This window comes from Xanthomonas sp. NCPPB 1754 (assembly GCF_041475725.2).
Taxonomy (GTDB): domain Bacteria; phylum Pseudomonadota; class Gammaproteobacteria; order Xanthomonadales; family Xanthomonadaceae; genus Xanthomonas; species Xanthomonas euvesicatoria.
Genome location: NZ_CM192982.1, coordinates 3,732,910 through 3,752,483 on the forward strand (window position 1 = coordinate 3,732,910; position 19,574 = coordinate 3,752,483).

At 63.4% G+C, this 19,574-nt stretch carries 16 protein-coding genes and 1 tRNA gene; 11 read left to right on the plus strand and 6 right to left on the minus strand.

Annotated elements, in window-relative coordinates:
• Window positions 1-470 precede the first annotated feature (470 nt).
• Both ACCQ15_RS16180 and ACCQ15_RS16185 read left to right on the plus strand, forming a co-directional pair.
• A protein-coding gene (locus ACCQ15_RS16180; RefSeq protein ID WP_372166127.1) for an IS3 family transposase occupies window positions 471-1,573 on the plus strand; the annotation gives its coding sequence in 2 pieces (ribosomal slippage) (window positions 471-729 and window positions 729-1,573; 1,104 coding nt in all).
• A gap of 395 nt (window positions 1,574-1,968) precedes the next feature.
• A complete protein-coding gene (locus tag ACCQ15_RS16185) occupies window positions 1,969-2,400 on the plus strand; it encodes a hypothetical protein (RefSeq protein ID WP_347129722.1) in 432 nt (143 codons plus the stop codon).
• Between the two features lie 14 nt (window positions 2,401-2,414).
• Here the strand turns inward: ACCQ15_RS16185 and ACCQ15_RS16190 are convergent, their stop codons facing one another.
• The 4 genes from ACCQ15_RS16190 to ACCQ15_RS16205 form a co-directional block, all read right to left on the minus strand.
• A complete protein-coding gene (locus tag ACCQ15_RS16190; protein WP_347129721.1) occupies window positions 2,415-2,660 on the minus strand; it encodes a hypothetical protein in 246 nt (81 codons plus the stop codon).
• Window positions 2,661-2,901: 241 nt separating this feature from the next.
• Window positions 2,902-4,461 carry a tyrosine-type recombinase/integrase gene (locus ACCQ15_RS16195; protein ID WP_372380798.1) on the minus strand — a complete coding sequence of 520 codons (1,560 nt, stop codon included), beginning with the start codon at window positions 4,459-4,461 and terminating at the stop codon, window positions 2,902-2,904.
• Window positions 4,462-4,528: 67 nt separating this feature from the next.
• A tRNA-Gly gene (locus ACCQ15_RS16200) sits at window positions 4,529-4,602 on the minus strand.
• 118 nt (window positions 4,603-4,720) lie between these two features.
• A complete protein-coding gene (locus tag ACCQ15_RS16205) occupies window positions 4,721-6,538 on the minus strand; it encodes an autotransporter outer membrane beta-barrel domain-containing protein (protein WP_504230205.1) in 1,818 nt (605 codons plus the stop codon).
• 156 nt (window positions 6,539-6,694) lie between these two features.
• On the opposite strand from ACCQ15_RS16205, the gene thiS reads away from it, so the two are divergent.
• The 4 genes from thiS to ACCQ15_RS16225 all read left to right on the plus strand — a co-directional run bounded on the left by thiS (window position 6,695) and on the right by ACCQ15_RS16225 (window position 10,686).
• The gene (gene thiS / locus ACCQ15_RS16210; protein WP_008576838.1) at window positions 6,695-6,895 is read left to right on the plus strand and encodes a sulfur carrier protein ThiS; all 201 of its coding nucleotides are present in this window, start codon (window positions 6,695-6,697) and stop codon (window positions 6,893-6,895) included.
• A gap of 49 nt (window positions 6,896-6,944) precedes the next feature.
• Window positions 6,945-7,739 carry a thiazole synthase gene (locus ACCQ15_RS16215; RefSeq protein WP_029820145.1) on the plus strand — a complete coding sequence of 265 codons (795 nt, stop codon included), beginning with the start codon at window positions 6,945-6,947 and terminating at the stop codon, window positions 7,737-7,739.
• A 255-nt stretch (window positions 7,740-7,994) separates the two neighbouring features.
• Window positions 7,995-8,786 carry a tRNA (guanosine(46)-N7)-methyltransferase TrmB gene (gene trmB, locus ACCQ15_RS16220; protein WP_029820146.1) on the plus strand — a complete coding sequence of 264 codons (792 nt, stop codon included), beginning with the start codon at window positions 7,995-7,997 and terminating at the stop codon, window positions 8,784-8,786.
• A 37-nt stretch (window positions 8,787-8,823) separates the two neighbouring features.
• The gene (locus tag ACCQ15_RS16225) at window positions 8,824-10,686 is read left to right on the plus strand and encodes an SLC13 family permease (protein ID WP_029820147.1); all 1,863 of its coding nucleotides are present in this window, start codon (window positions 8,824-8,826) and stop codon (window positions 10,684-10,686) included.
• Between the two features lie 60 nt (window positions 10,687-10,746).
• Here ACCQ15_RS16225 and ACCQ15_RS16230 read toward each other — a convergent pair whose 3' ends face one another.
• Window positions 10,747-11,088 carry a Rieske (2Fe-2S) protein gene (locus ACCQ15_RS16230; RefSeq protein WP_008576830.1) on the minus strand — a complete coding sequence of 114 codons (342 nt, stop codon included), beginning with the start codon at window positions 11,086-11,088 and terminating at the stop codon, window positions 10,747-10,749.
• A gap of 258 nt (window positions 11,089-11,346) precedes the next feature.
• Between ACCQ15_RS16230 and ACCQ15_RS16235 the strand changes: the two genes are divergently transcribed.
• The 5 genes from ACCQ15_RS16235 (at window position 11,347) to ACCQ15_RS16255 (ending at window position 16,243) form a co-directional block, all read left to right on the plus strand.
• The gene (locus ACCQ15_RS16235) at window positions 11,347-11,622 is read left to right on the plus strand and encodes a hypothetical protein (protein WP_008576828.1); all 276 of its coding nucleotides are present in this window, start codon (window positions 11,347-11,349) and stop codon (window positions 11,620-11,622) included.
• A 465-nt stretch (window positions 11,623-12,087) separates the two neighbouring features.
• A complete protein-coding gene (locus tag ACCQ15_RS16240) occupies window positions 12,088-12,801 on the plus strand; it encodes a fumarylacetoacetate hydrolase family protein (RefSeq protein WP_008576826.1) in 714 nt (237 codons plus the stop codon).
• Window positions 12,802-12,861: 60 nt separating this feature from the next.
• The gene (mscL, locus tag ACCQ15_RS16245; RefSeq protein WP_003487203.1) at window positions 12,862-13,293 is read left to right on the plus strand and encodes a large-conductance mechanosensitive channel protein MscL; all 432 of its coding nucleotides are present in this window, start codon (window positions 12,862-12,864) and stop codon (window positions 13,291-13,293) included.
• 123 nt (window positions 13,294-13,416) lie between these two features.
• Entirely contained in the window at window positions 13,417-14,835 is a 1,419-nt protein-coding gene (locus ACCQ15_RS16250; protein ID WP_218196845.1) for a M20/M25/M40 family metallo-hydrolase, read from the plus strand.
• Between the two features lie 355 nt (window positions 14,836-15,190).
• On the plus strand, window positions 15,191-16,243 hold the full coding sequence (locus tag ACCQ15_RS16255; protein ID WP_008576822.1) for a LacI family DNA-binding transcriptional regulator: 1,053 nt from the start codon (window positions 15,191-15,193) through the stop codon (window positions 16,241-16,243).
• Between the two features lie 370 nt (window positions 16,244-16,613).
• Here ACCQ15_RS16255 and ACCQ15_RS16260 read toward each other — a convergent pair whose 3' ends face one another.
• The gene (locus tag ACCQ15_RS16260; protein WP_372380799.1) at window positions 16,614-19,550 is read right to left on the minus strand and encodes a TonB-dependent receptor; all 2,937 of its coding nucleotides are present in this window, start codon (window positions 19,548-19,550) and stop codon (window positions 16,614-16,616) included.
• Window positions 19,551-19,574 lie beyond the last annotated feature (24 nt).

The following is a 19,574-nucleotide window of genomic DNA, read 5'->3' on the forward strand; positions in this document are numbered from 1 at the left end:
GGCTTGTCAACGCGCTGTCACGCCCGAACGCGGGCTGGCAGACGACCACGGCAATGCCAAGATATTGACACCGCTAGAGTTCGGTTTCGAACAATGGCGATGCGATGTGCTTGGCCTACTCTGAAATCAGACAATCCTGACAAGGTTATGGGTGATTTTCTGACAGAAGAAGTTGCGAGTCGGACGCGAGGACCATCTCCAGTGGAAGCCAAATGCGCAGTGAGCGCTCCCCACCCTCCTTGCTTGGTCGTCCCAGGAGGCTCCGAAAGCGGATAGCCCCGCGCGATCGGCTCTTCTACTTCTCCCCCAGCCCGCTCTTCCTGGGGCCACTGGGCTTCATCGTTAGGCCGCTAGTGGCTCGGCGGGACCGGAGGAAGGCGGAGCGGCTGTATCCGCAGGAGGCGACGTCCCCCCAATTTTGAGTAGCACCTCAGTTTGGAGTCCAATTCCCTACCCCAAGGAGATTGGACGTGAAGAAGCGTTTTTCTGAAGAACAGATCATCGGCTTCCTGCGCGAAGCTGATGCCGGTGTGGCGATCAAGGATCTGTGCCGGCGGCATGGCTTCAGCGAGGCCTCGTATTACCTGTGGCGCAGCAAGTTCGGCGGAATGAGCGTGCCCGACGCCAAGCGGCTCAAGGATCTTGAGGCCGAGAACGCGCGGCTAAAGAAGTTGCTGGCCGAGCAGTTGTTCGAGAACGACCTGATCAAGGATGCGTTGCGAAAAAAGTGGTGAGCGCACCGGCGCGTCGTGCGCTGGTGCGCGAGTGGATCGGGCGTGGTGCCAGCGAGCGTCGCGCCTTGGCGGCGATCGGCATGAGCGCCAGCGCGCTGCGCTATTGCCCACGCCAAGACCGCAATGGCGAACTGCGCGAGCGCATTCTTGCGTTGGCGCATCGCCATCGCCGCTACGGCGTGGGGATGATCTATCTCAAGCTGCGACAGGAAGGACGCCTGGTGAACTACAAGCGCGTGGAGCGGTTGTATCGCGAGCAGCAGCTACAAGTGCGGCGCCGCAAGCGCAAGAAGGTGCCGGTTGGCGAGCGTCAGCCGCTGCTGCGGCCAGCGCAGGCCAACCAGGTGTGGTCGATGGACTTCGTGTTCGACCGCTCCGCCGACGGCCGAGTGATCAAGTGTCTGGTGATCGTGGACGACGCAACGCACGAAGCGGTCGCCATCGAGGTGGAACGCGCGATCTCCGGGCACGGCGTTGCGCGCGTGCTGGATCGGTTGGCACACAGTCGCGGTTTACCGAAGGTGATCCGCACCGACAACGGCAAGGAGTTTTGCGGCAAAGCGATGGTCGTCTGGGCACATGCCCGTGGTGTGCAACTACGGCTAATCCAACCCGGCAAGCCAAATCAAAACGCCTATGTTGAATCGTTCAACGGCCGACTACGCGACGAATGCCTCAACGAGCACTGGTTCCCGACGTTGCTGCACGCGCGCACCGAGATCGAACGCTGGCGACGCGAATACAACGAGGACCGACCGAAGAAAGCAATTGGCGGCATGACGCCGTCCGCTTATGCCCAACATCTGGCAAACACCGATATCATCAACCCCGGACTCTAAACCCGACCGCTACTCAGGGCGGGGGGACGTCGGAGGCTTACGCAGCTCGGCGGAGCGATCAGGGGTTCACGGCTCCCCAGTGGTGGATCATGACGCCGCTGACCACCATGGGGGCCTTTTGCGTCACCTCGATGCTCAGCGGTCTCCCCATGGTGTTGTTTGTGCTATACGCACAGCTGAAAGAGTGAAAAGCACCATCCGACTTAGGACATGCCGTCCATTAAAAAGCCCCGGAGCAGCGGGGCTTTTTTCTTGCAATCGTGACGAACGCTAAGATTCGCCCCTAGAAGCCGACTTTACGCCGGCAGGGTAGCTTGGGGCCCTGGCTGTAATGGCCACTGATCGTGCTGCGTGGCCATCAGATACAATCGAAAAACCTGAAAAAAGGATCGTCGATGAAAATCAAGATACCTTCCTACGGAAAAATCTCAGACGAGACCATTCCTGAAATTGGTGATAGCGGATCATCCGAGCTGGAATACGGAAAACTTCCGGATCAAGTTGGTGATTTGGAAGACCCAGAGTTAGCACCAACTATCCCGGCATCCATAGCGCCCGACCCAAAGCCCTCTTTGACAACCTCTCTAAAACCTCAGGAAAAGTCGACAGCAACTATACCTACACGTCCAACTGGCACTAGGAGTTCCAGGAGATACTATCTGGTCCCACCCGCGGGATATTTTTGTGCGCCAGAGCACGTTGCACTGCAAATGGACTCAAGGTGGGCCGCCTACGAAATTCCAGGAGGCCAACTGATTGAGCATTTCGCCACGGAAGGTGAAGCGAGGGCCTATCTTGAAGACCAAGGTTTCCAGAAAGGGGACTAGGAATTGAGCTTCTCCTAGCTGCCCCACAGTCGCGGCAAGTCCCGGTTTGGTGTCCCGTCCGCTTTTGCGGGCCGGTAGACACTGCCAATCTCAATATCCTGAACGCGTGGCGCATTCGCCGTTGAACGATTTTCCCAATTTGCGTGCCAGTGGTCGATACAGACATTCGTTGCCAAGTCAGCCTCTTCTTTCGCCTGCGGGACGGGAAGCCGATGCAACGCAGCTAAGAACGCCGCATTCCAGAAGTCCTCAATTTTCACAGATGCCTCTCCTCTCGAAAGGAGCTGATCTAGCAGGTAAGCCCCAGTTGTCAATAGGGACACGTGCACCTGACGGATAGATCTCTCGCATCTGCGGCCAATGCACTTGTGCACTCAATGGGCCACCGAAGCACACGAAGTGGCAGCCAAAGGCAATTCACACAGCGGGACACCCTCGTTTGCGTGGCTGTAGGAGAGTAAGGAAGTTGGATCGGATTCAGTCGATCCCCTCTCCGAGAACCTATTTTCTTTTCAGATTGTCTTTGAACAGCGTTGGCTCGTAGACGGGCAACACCGCAAGCTCGCTCAACTTCGCCAAGGTCGCCACCCGGTCCGGCAGGCTCCGTCGATCGATGTAGAATTTCTCCAGAACGGTCTGCCCAGTTCCGTGCCCGGTTAGTGCCCCGATTGCCGAAGCAGACACCCCCGCCTCGTCGAGCTTCGAAGCGATGGTATGGCGGAACCCGTGGAACCCCTGCCCCTTCTCAGAGATCCCCTGCCGCTTGATGTAGACCGAAAACTGACGGCTCAGCTGCCGCCCGTAGCCCAGCCCTGTCGAGTTGGGCAGGTCCGGGAACAACCGATCGACCCCAGCTTGCCTCGCCTCTTCCACGTAGGTGAGGAACCCAGCCTCGATGACCGGCTGGGCCAGTGGGATGAACCGCCGGCTGTGCTTGTTCTTGATGCTCTGCTTCTTCTCGATCTTGCGGACGAAGAAGCCGGGCACCCCATCGATGGTGTCGATGTCCTCCAGCCGGAGCTGCGCGATCTCGTTGACCCGAGCGCCTGAGTAGAGCCCGAGGATCGGCCCGAACCACCGATGCGGATACTTCGACGCCCACTTCGGGAACTCCACCGGGTCAAAGATCGCCTTCAACTCGGCGTCCGTGAAAGGCGAACCCGTGTCTTCTGAGTCCGGCGTGGCGATCGCCCGGATGCCCGCCAACGGATTCACCGCCAGGTGTTTGCCCTCGACCAATGAGACCAGGAAGACGCTCAACCGCTGCCGGTGCTTGGCCATGGTCCACGCCGCGGGCTCTGGCTCCTGGTTCTTCTTCGCCAGCTTGATGACCTCGGGCACCGACAGGTCCCGATAAGCCGGTCGCTTGGTCGCATTGGAAGGCCAGTAACGCACGCCCTCGAAGAAGGCGCGCACGTGATCCTGGGTCAGCGAGGCAATGGGCACGTCCTTGCCGATGATCCCGGCAAACAGCCTTAGCGTGTGGCGGCTTTCGAGCACGGTCTTCTGATGCAGACGTGCCCCGGCAAGGTCCCTCAAATGATCGGCCATCGCCTTGGACAGCATCAGCGCGTTGGGCGCTTGATTGGCAAGGTCCTGGCTAGCGCTACGCAACTGTTTCCGGCGCTTGGCCACCCTCGCCGACGTGACCTCGGCCGGTTCCACTTGGCGAGACCGCGCCATCAGGTCTCCGAACATCGCGGCATCGGCGGGGTTGTCCAGCTGCGCCTGGGCGATGCGCGTGCCGTCCGGCAGCGTCACGTCTTTCAGTATGAGCTCTTGAATGTCACCACTGCGGACCTTCCTGAGCAGTTCGTCCAGATCCACGGTCATCCCTTTCCGCATGGCATCGAATGCCATCGATAGTGCCATCCCCATCGTGGCCGCCGCCAGCCTGGCGTGGTCCCCACGACGGTTTCCCAACGAGCGCACAAGGTAACGCGAGCCAATCAGGGCTCGAAGATCGGTGGGAACAAAGAAGCGCGCATACAAGCCAGCGGAGCGCGAAATCATCAGAGGCTTGGGCAAGATTGATACCTCGATTGATACCTCAAGGGGCATCGCTCGGAATCATCAATCGGCCAAAATATCCAAACCAGTCAATCACTTAGAGACTTGGCGGAAGCTCTGGAGCGGGCGATGGGAATCGAACCCACGTCAGTAGCTTGGGAAGCTACAGCTCTACCATTGAGCTACGCCCGCCTGGCGCTGACAGAGTTTATGCGGGCGCAGGTGTCCGGCGCAATGTGCGCAGATAGAACGAGGGCCGGTTGCCCGGCCCTCAGATGTTGCGTGTGAACTATCTGTGGCTAGCCGCGCCTCAGAAGTTGCCGCTGAAGTTCACGAACAAGGTCGCGTCGCGGGCACTGCGCTGGGCGGTGGTGGTGCTCAGGCCGATGTTGCTCTGCAAGCCCCACAGCCCGGTGCGGGCACCCAGGACGACAGTGGCGTAGTTGCGATCGAAGTTCTGGCCAGGAACGGTGTACATGCCCACTTCCGGCATCGACTGCAGCCAGGCGCTGGCTTCGCCGCCGTCCTTGAACTCGTGGTCGTAGGTTGCCTGCAGGTACGGCTTGACCATGGCGCCGTCCAGACGCACCTGGAAGCCAACGCGGCCCACCAGCGAATCGATGTCCTGATTGGCGTAGCCCAGCGCGGTGGCGCTGTCGTTGCTTTCGGTATAGCCGTCGAGCTTGATCTTCTGCCAGGTCAGGCCGGCCACCGGGCCGTACTTGAGGTTGCCTTCGCCCAGCGAATACCCGGCGTTGAGGGCGGCGGTGAGGTTGCTGCCGTCGGGGGAGCCGCTGTGCACGCGGGTGGCTGGCCCAAGCTGGACTTCGCGGTCCACGTCGTAGCTCAGCCAGCTGTAGCTGACCTGCGCATTGACCCACACCGGGCCGGTGTACCAGCCGAAGAAGCCGCCCAGGGTGGTGTCGTCCTGCTTGAAGCTGCCGTTGCGGTTACCGAAGTCGGCGTCCATGCGGCCGAAACCGGCAAAGCCACCGAACACCAGGTCGCCTGCAGTCCAATCCACACCGAACAGGCCGGCCGGCGCCATGCCGTCGTACAGGTCGGCGTGGTCGTAGCGCTGCATGTCGCCGCGCACGCTCCCCCACCAACGCATGCCGTCGGCGTCCGGCTTGCCGTCCAGATGCCAGGCCACCTGATCGGCGCGCGCGCGGCCGCCGGCCTGTGCCGAATGCGTCAGCACCTGCTGCAGACGCGGCGCTTCCAGCAACGAGATGGCGTATTCGCCCAGGATCTGGTGCACCGCCGTGGTCGGGTGGATGCCATCGGCGAACACATAGGTGTTCTGCGCATTGGCGGCGACCAGGCTGGTCGGGTTACAGGCCGGCAGCGGCACGGCCGGGTTGCAGGCGGTGCTGGTGACATTGCTGAAACCATAGGTGCCCGGGTTGGCGACGATTTCCTGCAGCATGTGGAAGGTGTCGACCGGAATCACGCGCAGGCCAGCGGACTGCAGGCCATTGAACAAGGCGGTGTTATAAGCCGTGGCCGCAGCGGTGCCCTGCGCCATCCCCACGGCGCCGCCGGCGCGGAAGCGCGGGGTGAGGCCGACGTCCGGAATGGTCGGCACCATGACGTAACGCGCGCCGGCATTCTGCAAGGTGGCCACGGCACCGACCTGGGCGGTGACTGCGCTGCCGATGATGGCCTGGGCCTGGGCCGGAGCGAGGGACGCGGCGAGCAGGTCGTTGGCCCCGCCCCACACGGTGTACAGCGCATTGGGGTTAGCACGGCCGCCGTTGGCGGTGAGATAGGTGTTGATCTGGCTGGTCACCGACGGCGCAGCGCCGAGTGCGCTGACCGAGCTGGCCTGGATGCGCGCACCGCCGGCAGCGTAGTTGTCGCCGGTCTGGCCGTTCCCGTTGGGCGCGGCATTGGTGCCGAAATGGTCACCGACATATTCGGCCCACACCCAACCCGGGTTGGTGGTGAACTTGCCGGTGACCGCGCGCGAAGCGGCCGGCAGCAGCGGGTTGTAATACCCGCTGTCGGTGAGGCTGTCGCCGAAGAACACGGTCTGGTCGAAGGCCGACTCGGCCATGGCCGGGGCGGCCGCAATAGCGATGGCCATAGCCATCAGGGAGCGGATCGGGCGAAGTGTGGAAGCCATCGGAATGCCTGCTTGATAGTGAGTGGGACCGGACCGGCGTGCATACGTACGCTGGCGAATGGCACATGGTTTCACCCTGGCCGCCCGCGCTCACGCTGCATTGCCGCATAACGCAAAAACGCGCGCCGGAGCGGCACGCGATGCAACAATGATGACATGAACATCCAACTCAACGGCACCCCGCGCACGCTTCCGGACAATTTGCCGCTGGCCACCCTGCTGGAGCAGGAAGGCCTAGCACAACGCCGCGTCGCGGTAGAGGTCAATGGCGAAATCGTGCCGCGCGGACGGCATGCAGATCACGCATTACGCGAGGGCGATGTGGTGGAAATCGTGCACGCGCTGGGCGGAGGCTGATGCGCCGCGCAAGCCGGCGCATCCGCGTCCGATCGGTGATAATTGCCGCATGACGAATCCCGCCCCCTCTGATGCGCTGGTCATCGCCGGCAAACACTACCGTTCGCGCCTGCTCACCGGCACCGGCAAGTTCAAGGACCTGGACGAAACCCGCCTGGCCACCGAAGCCGCCGCAGCCGAAATCGTCACCGTCGCCATTCGCCGGGTGAACATCGGCCAGGACCCCAACGCACCCAGCCTGCTGGATGTGCTGCCGCCGGAGCGCTACACGCTGCTGCCCAACACCGCCGGCTGCTACACCGCCGAAGAGGCGGTACGCACCTGCCGGTTGGCGCGCGAACTGCTGGACGGCCACAACCTCACCAAGCTCGAAGTGCTCGGCGACGAGAAGACGCTGTACCCGGATGTGGTGCAGACGCTCAAGGCTGCCGAACAACTGGTCGCCGATGGTTTCGAGGTAATGGTCTACACCTCCGACGACCCGATCCTGGCCAAGCGCCTGGAAGAGATCGGCTGCGTGGCGGTGATGCCGCTGGCCGCGCCGATCGGCTCGGGACTGGGCATCCAGAACAAGTACAACCTGCTGGAAATCATCGAAAACGCCAAGGTGCCGATCATTGTCGATGCCGGCGTCGGCACCGCCTCCGATGCGGCGATTGCGATGGAGCTGGGCTGCGACGGGGTGCTGATGAACACTGCCATTGCCGGTGCGCGCGACCCGATCCTGATGGCCAGCGCGATGCGCAAGGCGATCGAGGCCGGACGCGAGGCGTTCCTGGCCGGGCGGATTCCGCGCAAGCGCTATGCATCGGCGTCGAGCCCGGTGGATGGTGTGATTGGATGAGTGGGCGGTCTGCGTTGACATTGCAGCCGAGGCGCAATGGTTGGCAGTGCGGAGTACCGGATATGACCGCGGCCAGATCGCGCGTTGCTGCGAGCGCCCCCCCTCACGCCGTACCCTCACCCCGACCTCCGCCCCGCCCCGCGCCCCGGCCCGTGCCTGCGTCGTGGGCGCTCCCAGGCACGCGCGCCATGGCGCGCAACTGTGCCTCCTCGCTCCGGTGGGAGAGGGGCTTTCGTTTTGCCGATGACTTAATTCATGACTGATCCTTTCACCAGCGACGGCGCCAAGATGCCGCCCAAGCCCTTCACCATCGAAGAGGGCCGCCGGCAGGTGCGCAGCTTCGTGCTGCGCCAGGGCCGTTTCACCCCCGCGCAGCAACGCGCCTTCGACGACCTGTGGCCGCGGTTCGGGCTGGACTACACCGGTGCGCCGCGCGATCTGGCTGCCACCTTCGGACGCGATGCGCACAAGGTGCTGGAGATCGGCTTCGGCAATGGCGCCGCGTTGCGCTTTGCCGCCCAGCAGGACCCAAGCCGCGATTACATCGGCATCGAGGTGCATGCTCCTGGCGTGGGCCGCCTGCTCAACGCGCTGGACGAAGACGGCAGCACCCATGTGCGCCTGTATCACCACGACGCGGTAGAAGTGCTGGAACACGAAATCGCCGACGGCGCGCTGGACGAAGTGCGTATCTATTTCCCCGATCCATGGCACAAGAAGCGGCACAACAAGCGCCGCCTGATCCAGCCGGCATTCGCGCAGTTGCTGGTGCGCAAGCTGCGCGAGGGCGGCCGCCTGCATGCGGCCACCGACTGGGCCGATTACGCCGAACAGATGTGGGACGTGCTCGATGCCACCCCGGGCCTGGTCAATCGCGCCGGCCCACGCGGCCACGTCGAACGCCCGGCCTGGCGCCCGCAAACCCACTTCGAGACGCGCGGCCAGAAGCTTGGGCACGGTGTGTGGGATTTGCTTTATGACCGGGAATCGGGATTGGGGATTCGTAACAGCGGCATCCCCGGCAACCAGACGCTTCAGCGCTTTTAACCAATCTCCACTCCCGAATCACGAATCCCGGCCCCCAATGGACACCGCGCTGACGCTGACCAACGATATGAAGCTCGTCCTCGGGCTGGTCGGTTTCACGATGGCGATGTTCCTGTTCGAGCGCATTCGCGCCGACGTGGTGGCATTGATCGTGCTGGTGGTCTTGGGCGTCACCGGGCTGGTGGCGCCGGAAGAACTGTTCGGTGGGTTTTCCGGTAATGCGGTGATGAGCATCATCGCTACCACCATTCTGGGCGCGGGGCTGGAGCGCACCGGTGCGTTGAACCGGTTGGCCACCTGGTTGTTGCGGCGTTCGCACGGCAGCGAGCAGCGCCTGATGATGATGACGCTGGCCATCTCCGGCTTGAACTCCTCGTTCATGCAAAACCCCTCGGTGATGGCGTTGTACCTGCCGGTCGCCTCGCGCCTGGCCGCACGCACCGGGCTCACCTTGCAGCGCATGCTGCTGCCGATCGCCGCGGCCATCGTGATGGGCGGCGCGCTCACCATGGTGGGCAATTCGCCGCTGATCCTGCTCAACGACCTGCTGGTCTCGGCCAACAACAACCTGCCCTCGGGCATGGCCAGCATCGAGCCGTTGACGATGTTCGCGCCGCTGCCGATCGGCGTGGCGCTGCTGATCGCCGCACTGCTGTACTTTCGCTTCTACGGCGATCGCAAGCTGATCGAAGAAGAACGCCTGATCAACGAAGGCGTGACGCCCTCGCGCACCGAAAGCTATTTCGCCAAGACCTACGGCATCGACGGCGATGTGTTCGAGCTGACCGTCACCGCCGAAAGCCCGCTGGTGGGCATGACCCTGGGCGAGGCCGAAGCCTTGCACGATGCACCGTTGCTGCTTGCGCTCAAGACCGGTAACGACACCCGCCTGGCACCGCCGGCCGATATGCGCATCTGGGTCGGCAGCGTGCTCGGCGCGATGGGCCCGCGCCAGGAAGTGGCCGACTTTGCGCAAAACCAGTTCCTGCGCATGTCCTCGCGCCTGCGCAACCTGGGCGATTTGTTCAATCCCAGCCTGGCCGGTATTTCCGAAGCGTTGATTCCGCCGAACTCGCGGTTGATCGGCAAGAGCGCCGGCGAATTGCGCTTGCGCAAGCAGGCGGGCATCAGCCTGTTGGCAATCAACCGCGACAAGCAGGTCATCCGCGAAGACGTGCGCAACGTGCCGCTGCGCGCCGGCGACATGCTGGTCTTCCACAGCATCTGGCAGGACCTGGTGCAGGCGGCGGAAAGCCGCGATTTCGTGCCGGTGACCGACTTCCCCAAAGGCGAGCAGCGTCCGCACAAGTTCAAGATCGCGATGGCGATCTTCGCCTTCACCATCCTGATCGCACTGACCTCGCGCCTGCCGGTGGCGCTGACACTGATGACCGGCGTGGCCTGCATGCTGGTCAGCGGCGTGCTGCGCATGGACGAGGCCTACGCCTCGATCAACTGGAAGACCATCTTCATGATGGCCGGGCTGATTCCGCTGGGCTGGGCCATGGACAGCAGCGGCACCGCGGCCTGGGTTGCCGGCCACACCATCGACCGCCTGCCCGAAGGCGTGCCGGTGTGGGCGCTGGAAATCAGCCTGGCACTGTTGACCACAGCTTTTTCCTTGGTGATCAGCCACGTGGGCGCGACCATCGTGATGGTGCCCATTGCAGTCAATCTGGCGCTGGCCGCCAACGGCAACCCCACCGCGTTCGCGCTGATCGTGGCGTTGTCGGCGTCCAACAACCTGATGACCGCGTCCAACCCGGTGATCTCGATGGTGGCCGGCCCGGCCAACTATCAACCGCGCGAGTTGTGGCGCGTGGGCGCACCGCTGTCGCTGATCTACATCGTGGTGATGGTATCGGTGATCAACCTGATGTTCTGGTGGGCGGCGCGCTGATCCGGCGTTGCGCTTTTTTCGAGCGGCCGACAAAGCGTCATCGGCAATCGTTCCTGCCGCTTACCCCAGCAGCACCTGCTCATCTTCAACCCGCACCGGCACCGCAAACAGCGACTGGCCGCGGCATGGGCCGCTGACGCATTCGCCACCGCTGAGTTCGAAGGCCGCACCGTGCGCGGCGCAGACCAACTGCCCTTCCTTGGTCTTCAGGAACTGCCCCGGCGCCCAGTCCAGCCGGCGGCCGGCATGCGGGCAGATGTTCAACCACGCACGGACCTGGGTGCCTTCGCGATACAGCACCAGCGATTCGGCACCGCTCTCCAGCAGTGCTTCCACTTCCAGAAACCCGGCATCGGGAATCTGCATCAACGTGGCAAGCGTGGTGGGCGATGGCAACGACATGCAGGGGACCGGGCAACGATGGCAATGGGCCTGGATTGTGGCATGCGCGCCTGGCCAGCACGGGGAGCCCCAGACGGCGACTGCGGGACAACGCCATTGCCCAGCCAACCGGCCACAACTGGCCGTATACGCCGTCATCGACGCCTGCCGCACGTGATCGCCTTCGCAAATTGCAGTGTCAATTAACGAACTTTTCACTCAATGACATGAAACCGCAACGATACTGCGCCCTCGTTTCCTGCCCGGCAGCGCACCGCCATGCCCGCACGCCTCTTCCAATTCGGCAACTTCCATCACCTGTTTGCGCCGCGCAAGCCGCGTCACCCATTGGTGCGCGTTGCCGCCGGCCTGGCCGGTCTGGTGATCCTTGCGGTGCTAATCTTCTTCAGCGTGTTCGTTGGCGCAGCAATGATCCTGGGCGGCATCGCCTGGAAGCTGTTGAGCAAGTCGAACCGCCGCACACCGCAGCAGGCACGCGTGGTCGACGCCGAGTACCACGTGGTGCGCAAGCCCGCGTTGCCGTTGTCGCACTGACACCTGGCCGACTGCATCGCTGCGCCGCGGTCTCGACCTGCGCAGCAGGTGCGGGGGTTGGCCGATGCCTGCATCGATGATGATTTGATTCCAGCACGCCACACCTGGCGTGCGATGGCTTGCCGCGCGTTGCGCAGTGCCATGTCGCCGGGTGCTGCGCTGCGCTGATGGGCTACAGGCGCATTGGGTGCTGCTTCGAGCACCAGTTCACCGCCCTGCGCGCACGTCTTCTCACTGCCGCATCAATGCACACCGCGCTCGCATCGAACGCCAGCGCCGCACTGCCAGCTCTGTAGTGGGTTCGCAATCGTCTGGTTGTACGCATTGCCACTCACGCGTCGACGCTTCAGAGGCCTCGCAGCGCTGCCAGCCCGGCCATGTCATGCACTGGATGCAAAGCGTCATGGTTCCGTCGTACACAGGCGAACCGCTAGACTCATCTGCCCGTATGTTGAGGATGCGCGCATGACCCACGATGTGATTCCCGCCGCCGATGTTCCGCGCATTCCTGTGGTGGGTGGTGGTAGTTTTCCGGTGCATCGCATCTACTGCGTGGGGCGCAACTTTGCCGACCATGCGCGCGAGATGGGCGCCACCGCACCAGCCTCCAAGGCCGAGCGTGGCCAGCCGACCTTTTTCATGAAGCCTGCCGATGCCATCGTGGTCGGCCACGGCGACCACATTCCCTACCCGCCCGGCACCAAGGAACTGCACCATGAAGTGGAACTGGTGGTGGCGCTGGGCAGCGATGCGCCGGCCGGCGAGTTGCCGGTGGAACAGGCCGAGCGCCTGATCTACGGCTACGGCGTGGGCCTGGATCTGACCCGTCGCGACCTGCAGGCCGCGGCCAAGGCCAAGGGCTTGCCGTGGGACATCGCGAAGGGCTTCGATCACTCCGCACCGATCAGCGAGCTGGTGCATGCCGGCGAAGTCGGCGCGCTGGAGGCGCTGAATCTGTCGCTGGAGGTCAATGGCCAGGTGCGTCAGCAGTCGTTGCTGGATCAAATGATCTGGAACGTGCCGGAGATCCTGCATGAGCTTTCCAAACTCTATGCACTGCGCGCAGGCGACCTGATCTTCATGGGCACGCCGGCCGGCGTCGGCCCGTTGCTGCCGGGCGACCAGTTCAGTGCGCGCCTGGAGAACGTCGCCGAGCGCCACGGCATCATCGCGGGCTGACATCGAGCCGGCTACGATCGGGCTGCGGCAGTTGGTCCGCGACCGCAGTTGGAGTGCACTATGGGAATGGTCAGCGAATTCAAGCAATTCGCAATGCGCGGCAATGTCATCGACCTGGCGGTCGGTGTGGTCATCGGTGCGGCGTTCGGCAAGATCGTCACCGCTCTGGTGGAGAAAATCATCATGCCGCCGATCGGTTGGGCCATCGGCAATGTGGATTTTTCGCGCCTGGCGTGGGTACTCAAGCCGGCCGGCGTCGATGCCACCGGCAAGGAAATCCCGGCCGTTGCCATTGGCTACGGCGATTTCATCAACACCGTCGTGCAGTTCCTGATCATCGCTTTCGCGATCTTTCTGGTGGTCAAGTTGATCAACCGCGTGACCCACCGCAAGCCGGACGCGCCGAAGGGCCCGAGCGAAGAAGTACTGCTGCTGCGCGAGATTCGCGACGCGCTCAAGAACGACACGCTCAAGCCGCCGGGCGCGCTGTAAGCGGGCACAACCAACTGGCGCATCCTGTGGCGCAACTTCGCGCAGAAGGATGACCTTTCGCACGCAGACGGGGGACCTGGCGCTGATAAGCTCGGGGTCCCCTTGTCGTTGGAGCCGCCCTGCATGCGTCGTCTCGCTGTTGCCATCTCTGCCCTACTCGCCTGCTCCTCCGCACTCGCCGCGCAGACCAGCATCCCCGACAGCGCATTGCGTACCGCAGCGCAGCTACGCGAGCAGGCGCTGGCCGATGACACCGGCTTTTCGGTGGTCCAATCGTTGACCACCGAGGTGGGCCCGCGCATTGCAGGTGGCGAAGCAGACCCGCGTGCGGTGGCCTGGGCCAAGGCGAAATTCGCTTCGCTGGGTTTCGACAAGGTATGGACCGAGCCGGTGACCTTTCCGAAATGGGAGCGTCGCAGCGAACACGCTGTCGTGATCGGGGCGCATGCGCAGCCGTTGACCATCACCGCATTGGGCGGCAGCCCGGGCGGCACCGTCGAGGGCGAGGTGGTGCGTTTCGAAACGCTGGCTGCGTTGCAGGCCGCGCCAGCCGGCTCGCTGGCCGGCAAGATTGCCTTCGTCGATTACCAGATGGTCAAGGCGCGCGACGGCAAGGATTACGGCAATGGCGGCGCCGTGCGCAGCAAGGGGCCGTCCGAAGCGATACGCAAGGGTGCCATTGGATTTGTCATGCGCTCGGCCGGCACCGACTCGCACCGCGTGCCGCATACCGGCATCACCCGTTTCGATGAGGGCCTGACGCCGGTGCCGGCTGCAGCGCTGTCGGTGCCCGATGCCAACCAGCTCGCGCGGCTCACCGCACTGGGCAGCACGCGCGTGCGCCTGAAGTTGGATTGCGGCTGGGACGGCACGGCCACCTCGTACAACGTAATCGGCGAAATCACCGGGCGCAGCAAGCCCAAGGAAGTGGTGGTGATCGGCGGACATCTGGATTCATGGGATCTGGGCACCGGCGCCATCGACGACGGCGCCGGCGTGGCGATCACGATGGCTGCCGGCCACCTGATCGGCCAACTCAAGCAGCCACCCAAGCGCACCATCCGCGTGGTGGCCTTCGCCAACGAAGAGCAAGGCCTGTACGGCGGCAAGGCGTATGCCGCCGCGCATGGCACCGATGCCAAGGACATGGCACTGCACCAGATCGGCGCGGAAAGCGATTTCGGCGCCGGGCGCATCTACGCGTTCAACACCGGTGCGGCCGCACCGGAAGACTCGCGTGCAGCGACCAAGCAGATTGCCGAGGTGCTGGCACCATTGGGCATCGCGTATGAACCGGGCAAGGGTGGCCCCGGACCGGATGTCGGGCCGATTTCCGCCAAGGGTGGCGCTTGGGGGTGGCTGGCGCAGGATGGCACCGACTACTTCGACCTGCACCACACCGCCGACGACACGCTGGACAAGATCGACCCCAAGGCGCTCGCGCAGAACGTGGCCGCCTACACCGTGTTCGCGTATCTCGCCGCAGAAGCCGATGGCGATTTCGGCAGCCGCGCGAAGAGCGTGCAACCGCCGAGCGAGTGAATGGCCAGGATGATGCGGGGCATGCGCCGAACGCTCGATTCGGCCGTGATTTGCCGGTTTTCAAGCGCCAGGCGCATGCAGGAATCGCACGATGCCTGGCGCTGCTGCTTGCGCAGATCGGCGCGTTCGTCTGGCAAGTGCGCAGTTGCGATGAAGCGGCTGCCACTGGCCGCGGGTCGTACCGGGTAGAGGCACATCACTTGCTCGGCAGCGGTGCGTAGGCGGTGGATTCGGCGATGACCGGCAGCCGCCGCTGGTACTGCGTCAGGTGATGGGTCGGTTGTTTTTCGTGGTCGCTTCACACGTCGAACCGGTAGCGCGCGCATTCGCTCTTACTCCAGGATGAGCACACACAATGGTGGCCAAGCGCCAACGCAGTGCGAACAATGCGGCGACGTTGTTGGATGTCGCCAAACACGCCGGCGTCTCGCCGATGACCGCTTCGCGTGTGATCAACCGTCACCCGCATGTGGGCGAAGCGATGCGCGCGCGCGTGGAGGCCTCGGTACAGGCATTGGGCTACCGGCCCAACCTCGCCGGCCGCTCGTTGCGGACCAGCGGGCTGCTGCGTATCGGCGTGCTGTACAGCAACCCGAGCGCCGCATACCTCAATCAATTCATGCTCGGCCTGCTTGAGCAGAGCAGCCTCACCGGCAGCCAGGTCATGGTGGAGAAGTGCGGTGCCATCCGCAGCCAGCGTGCGGCCACCGAGCGCCTGCTCGCTGCCGGCGTCGATGGGGTGATCCTGCCACCGCCGTTATGCGACTCGCGCCAGACCATCGCCGAACTCGATGCGCGCGGCATTCCGGTCGTGGCGGTGGCCAGCGGCGCACCGATGGCGCAAATCAGCTCGGTGCGGATCGACGACTACCAGGCCGCACGCGCCATCGTCGACCACCTGATCGAGCTCGGGCATCGTCGCATTGCGTTGATCAAGGGCGACCCCAAACACACCCCGAGCGCACTGCGCGCCAACGGCTATCTCGACAGCCTGCATGCTGCCGGCGTGTCGGTCGCAGATGGCTTGATCGCCGAGGGCCTGTTCACCTATCACTCCGGTCTCCTGGCCGCACGCAGCCTGTTGGCGCAGCGGCCACCACCCACGGCGATCTTCTGCAGCAACGACGACATGGCGGCCGCAGCGGTGGCGGTCGCGCACGGACTGGGCTTGCGCGTGCCCGAAGATGTCTCCATCGCCGGCTTCGACGATACGCCGGTGGCCACCACCATCTGGCCCGAACTCACCACCGTGCACCAACCGGTCACTGCGATGGGTCGTGCTGCTGTGTCACTGCTGGCCGACGCGGTTCGTCAACGCCGCAAGGGCGACACCGCGCCCGGCGTGCATCAGGTGATGAAGTACACGCTGGTCAAGCGTGGCTCGACGGCAGGGCCGCCGAAGACATAGCGCCACAGCGCGCCATCACCATCCCGGGTCGGCATAGACGCAGCACCTCAATCTGTGCGCACGCTGCGCCGTCGCGGCCGACCGCTGCCGTTTCAACAGCAATCAGACTGACAGTTGCAGCATTCAACTGCCGGCGTGATTGCGCAGACGCCCGCCCAACCACGCAAAAAAACGGCCACATCGCTTCCCGACGATGTAGCCGAATGGGAGGGTATTCGACGTCACCGCCGAACGTAATGCAGCGCCGTATCAAACGGCGACGGGAAGAACGCGCAATGACCGCTTGGAGAGGAACGAGGACAACCGCATGTGCAGCACGGCGCGGGGACGCACCGTGCCGCACATCAGTGTCTTGCATCAGTGCATGGCATCAGAAGCGCAAACGCAGACCCGCGTAGTAGCGACGCTCGAAGATGTTCTGGTCGAAGTAGTGATTGGTCCACTGTGCGTAACGGCGTTCGCTTTCGCCAGTCAGGTTGGTGGCCTGGGCGTACAGGGTCAGGTGATCGTTGACGTCGTAGCTCAGCGACGCGTCCAGGTAGCCGACGTCGTCGTTCCAGATCGCCAGCTCGTCGCCCCATGCGGAACTGTTGACCTGACTGAAGCGCTTGCTGCGCCAGTTGTAGGCCACGCGCGCCTGCAGCTTGTCCTTCTGATACCACAGCACCGCGTTGGCCTGGTGTTTGGAGTTGTCACCGATCGGCAGCGTGTTGCCGTCGATATCGGTGTTGTCGGTATCGGCATCGGAGAAGGTGTAGTTGATGTTGGTGCCGAAGCCGCTCAGCCAGCCCGGCAGGAAATCGAAGGCCTGCTGGTAGCCGATTTCAAAGCCCTTGATCTTGCCTCCGCCGCCATTGACGATGCGCTCGACCGGGCCGCCCGCGCGCACGACGCCATCGGCATCGGGCAAGGCTTCGATATTGGTAACGGTGGTGGGGAACGACTTCACGTCGATCAGAAACGCACCCACGCTGATCAACGAGGCATCGGCGAAATACCATTCCCACGAGGCGTTGTAGTTGGTGGCGCGGTACGGATCCAGATCCGGATTACCCGAACGGCCATTGAGGAACAGCACCGCATCCGATGGCAGCGACGGATTACGCGGCGGCGTGCCATTGACCGCATAGAAGCTCACCAGACCACGGCCCAGATCGGGCAGGTCCTGACGCGCAACCGCCTTGTTGTAGGCGAAACGCAGCTTCTGCGCGTCGGTGACGTCCAGCGACAGGTTCGCGCTGGGCAGCACATCTGTGTACTGGCGATTGAGACGGTTGGTGCCGATCGCGGGACTGACGCCGTTCCATTCGACATTGCCGATATAGACGTTGCCGCTGCTCAGGTACTGGTCGATCGCCAGCTTGGTCTGCACGATGCGCGCGCCGATGTTGGCCGTCCACGGCACGGGCGTGCCGGTCCCGCCTTCCAGGTTGGCCATGAAATAGGCCGAGCTGGTTTTTTCGGTGACCTGGTAGGAATCGGCTGCCTGCTGATACGCCACGTTGCCCGGATACAGGCTGTTGAGATAAGCAACCGGGTCTTTCATCGCCTGTGGGTTGATCGCCGGTAGGCCCTGACTGCCCAGGCCGGTGACCTTGAGCGGATCGAAGTCGTTGAAATACGCCCAGTAGCCGGGAATCGAATTGAACGGCAGCAAGCGCGCTTCGGACACGCCGCTGCAGGTATCGACGATCAGCGGATCCTTGTAGTAGTACAGCGAACGGTTCGGGTCGGCACAGCTGGACGACACCGGCGACAGATACCGATAGGTATCGAGCTTGAAATCGCGCTCACCGTAGCGAATGCCGAACTGGAAGCCGCGTACCACGCCCTCGTCGAACTCGAAGGTGCCATCGGCGCGGAACGCGTCCATCTTGGCATCGATCTTGTTGCCCTGCGCCCAGGTGGACATCAGCTGCCAATTGTCTGGATTGGACACATCGGTCGCGAGGTTGACCGCCGGGTAGGTGCCGCGGAAATCCACCGATGCATCCACGGTGGGCAGGCCATTGACGTTGGCCCACTGGGTCACACCGCCGGCACGTGGGATCTGGTCGCCGCGCGTCACTGCTGCATCGGCACGCGCTTCGTCGTAGGTGCGCTGCGCATCGCCATGCACCCAGCGGAACGAGGCACGGAATGGGCCGCCGTCGTCGTAACGCAATTCCAGATTGGTATTGAGCGCATCCGAATCCGCCACCCCGGCCATCGAATGCGCCTGAAAGCGGTTGTAACGAAAATTGCCGTACTCCAACACGCCGTTGGGATCGACCACAGATCCCGGCTGCAACTGATTGGTCGCCCAACCGGTGTGCAGCTGCGCGGCAACCGAGGTGTCGTGGTCTTCCAGCTTGGTGTAGGCCGCGTCCGCCAACACGGTCCACGAATCGTTGATGTTGAACTGGAACGAGCCATTGATGCCGGTGCGCTGGCGATCGGTGCTGCGGTTATCCAGCTCGGTCGCCACCCAGTTGTAGAAGTAGTCGCGCGGCAGGTTGCCCGGGTCGGTATTGCTGCCGATACGTCCATCGCCGTTGAAGTCGAAGCCGACGTTCTGTTCGGTGGATTTCTGTGCGCCGTTGGAATATACGCTGGGGTGCTTGTTTTCCAGCGTGGCATCCGAATACGACACCGCCAGCAACGCGCCCCAACGCGCGGTGCGAAAACTGGCCAATCCCGAATACAACGCGTTGGCTTTCTGCACGCGGTCGCCGTACGAGCCTTCGGCCTGGCCGCTGAAGGTCCAGCCTTCCGGCAGATCGAATGGGCGCCGCGTCTTCAATGAGACCGTGCCGCTGATGCCGCCATCCAGATCGGCGGCAGTGGGCGATTTGATCACGTCCACGCCACTGAACAGCGTGGGTGGAATGTCCACGAAATCCGGCTGCGCGCGGCCGATGTTCGGCTGACCATATTGATCGCCGCCGCCTGCACTCAGGTACAACTCGCCGTTCATGGTGGTCTGCACCTGCGGCATGCCGCGGATATTGAGCTGCGAACCTTCGCCGGCCGAGCGCCGGATCTGCACGCCAGGCACGCGCTGCAACGAATCGGTGATGGTGACGTCGGGCAATTTGCCGATGTCTTCGGCAGAGATCGAATCGATGATCTGCGCCGCGCTGCGCTTGTTCTCGATGGCTTCGGCCTGCGCGCCGCGCACGCCCTTGACCATCACCTTGTCCAGTTCGGTGACGCCTGGAGCGGTGGCGGTGTCTTGCGCGCTTGCGCCGCCGGCAAGCAGAGTGAGCGCAGCCGCGAGCGCGGCGGCCAACGGGGTATGGCGGGTATTCGAATGCAGCTTGTTCATGGTCCCCTCCCAGGGATGACAAAT

Coding starts and splice junctions, on each gene's coding strand:
- ACCQ15_RS16225 (WP_029820147.1), top strand. CDS start 8,824: ATGGACACCGCGCTGACGCTGACCAACGATATGAAGCTCGTCCTCGGG.
- ACCQ15_RS16235 (WP_008576828.1), top strand. CDS start 11,347: ATGCCCGCACGCCTCTTCCAATTCGGCAACTTCCATCACCTGTTTGCG.
- ACCQ15_RS16240 (WP_008576826.1), top strand. CDS start 12,088: ATGACCCACGATGTGATTCCCGCCGCCGATGTTCCGCGCATTCCTGTG.
- trmB (WP_029820146.1), top strand. CDS start 7,995: ATGACTGATCCTTTCACCAGCGACGGCGCCAAGATGCCGCCCAAGCCC.
- ACCQ15_RS16185 (WP_347129722.1), top strand. CDS start 1,969: ATGAAAATCAAGATACCTTCCTACGGAAAAATCTCAGACGAGACCATT.
- ACCQ15_RS16195 (WP_372380798.1), bottom strand. CDS start 4,461: ATGCCCCTTGAGGTATCAATCGAGGTATCAATCTTGCCCAAGCCTCTG.
- ACCQ15_RS16205 (WP_504230205.1), bottom strand. CDS start 6,538: ATGGCTTCCACACTTCGCCCGATCCGCTCCCTGATGGCTATGGCCATC.
- ACCQ15_RS16260 (WP_372380799.1), bottom strand. CDS start 19,550: ATGAACAAGCTGCATTCGAATACCCGCCATACCCCGTTGGCCGCCGCG.
- ACCQ15_RS16255 (WP_008576822.1), top strand. CDS start 15,191: ATGGTGGCCAAGCGCCAACGCAGTGCGAACAATGCGGCGACGTTGTTG.
- thiS (WP_008576838.1), top strand. CDS start 6,695: ATGAACATCCAACTCAACGGCACCCCGCGCACGCTTCCGGACAATTTG.
- mscL (WP_003487203.1), top strand. CDS start 12,862: ATGGGAATGGTCAGCGAATTCAAGCAATTCGCAATGCGCGGCAATGTC.
- ACCQ15_RS16230 (WP_008576830.1), bottom strand. CDS start 11,088: ATGTCGTTGCCATCGCCCACCACGCTTGCCACGTTGATGCAGATTCCC.
- ACCQ15_RS16250 (WP_218196845.1), top strand. CDS start 13,417: ATGCGTCGTCTCGCTGTTGCCATCTCTGCCCTACTCGCCTGCTCCTCC.
- ACCQ15_RS16215 (WP_029820145.1), top strand. CDS start 6,945: ATGACGAATCCCGCCCCCTCTGATGCGCTGGTCATCGCCGGCAAACAC.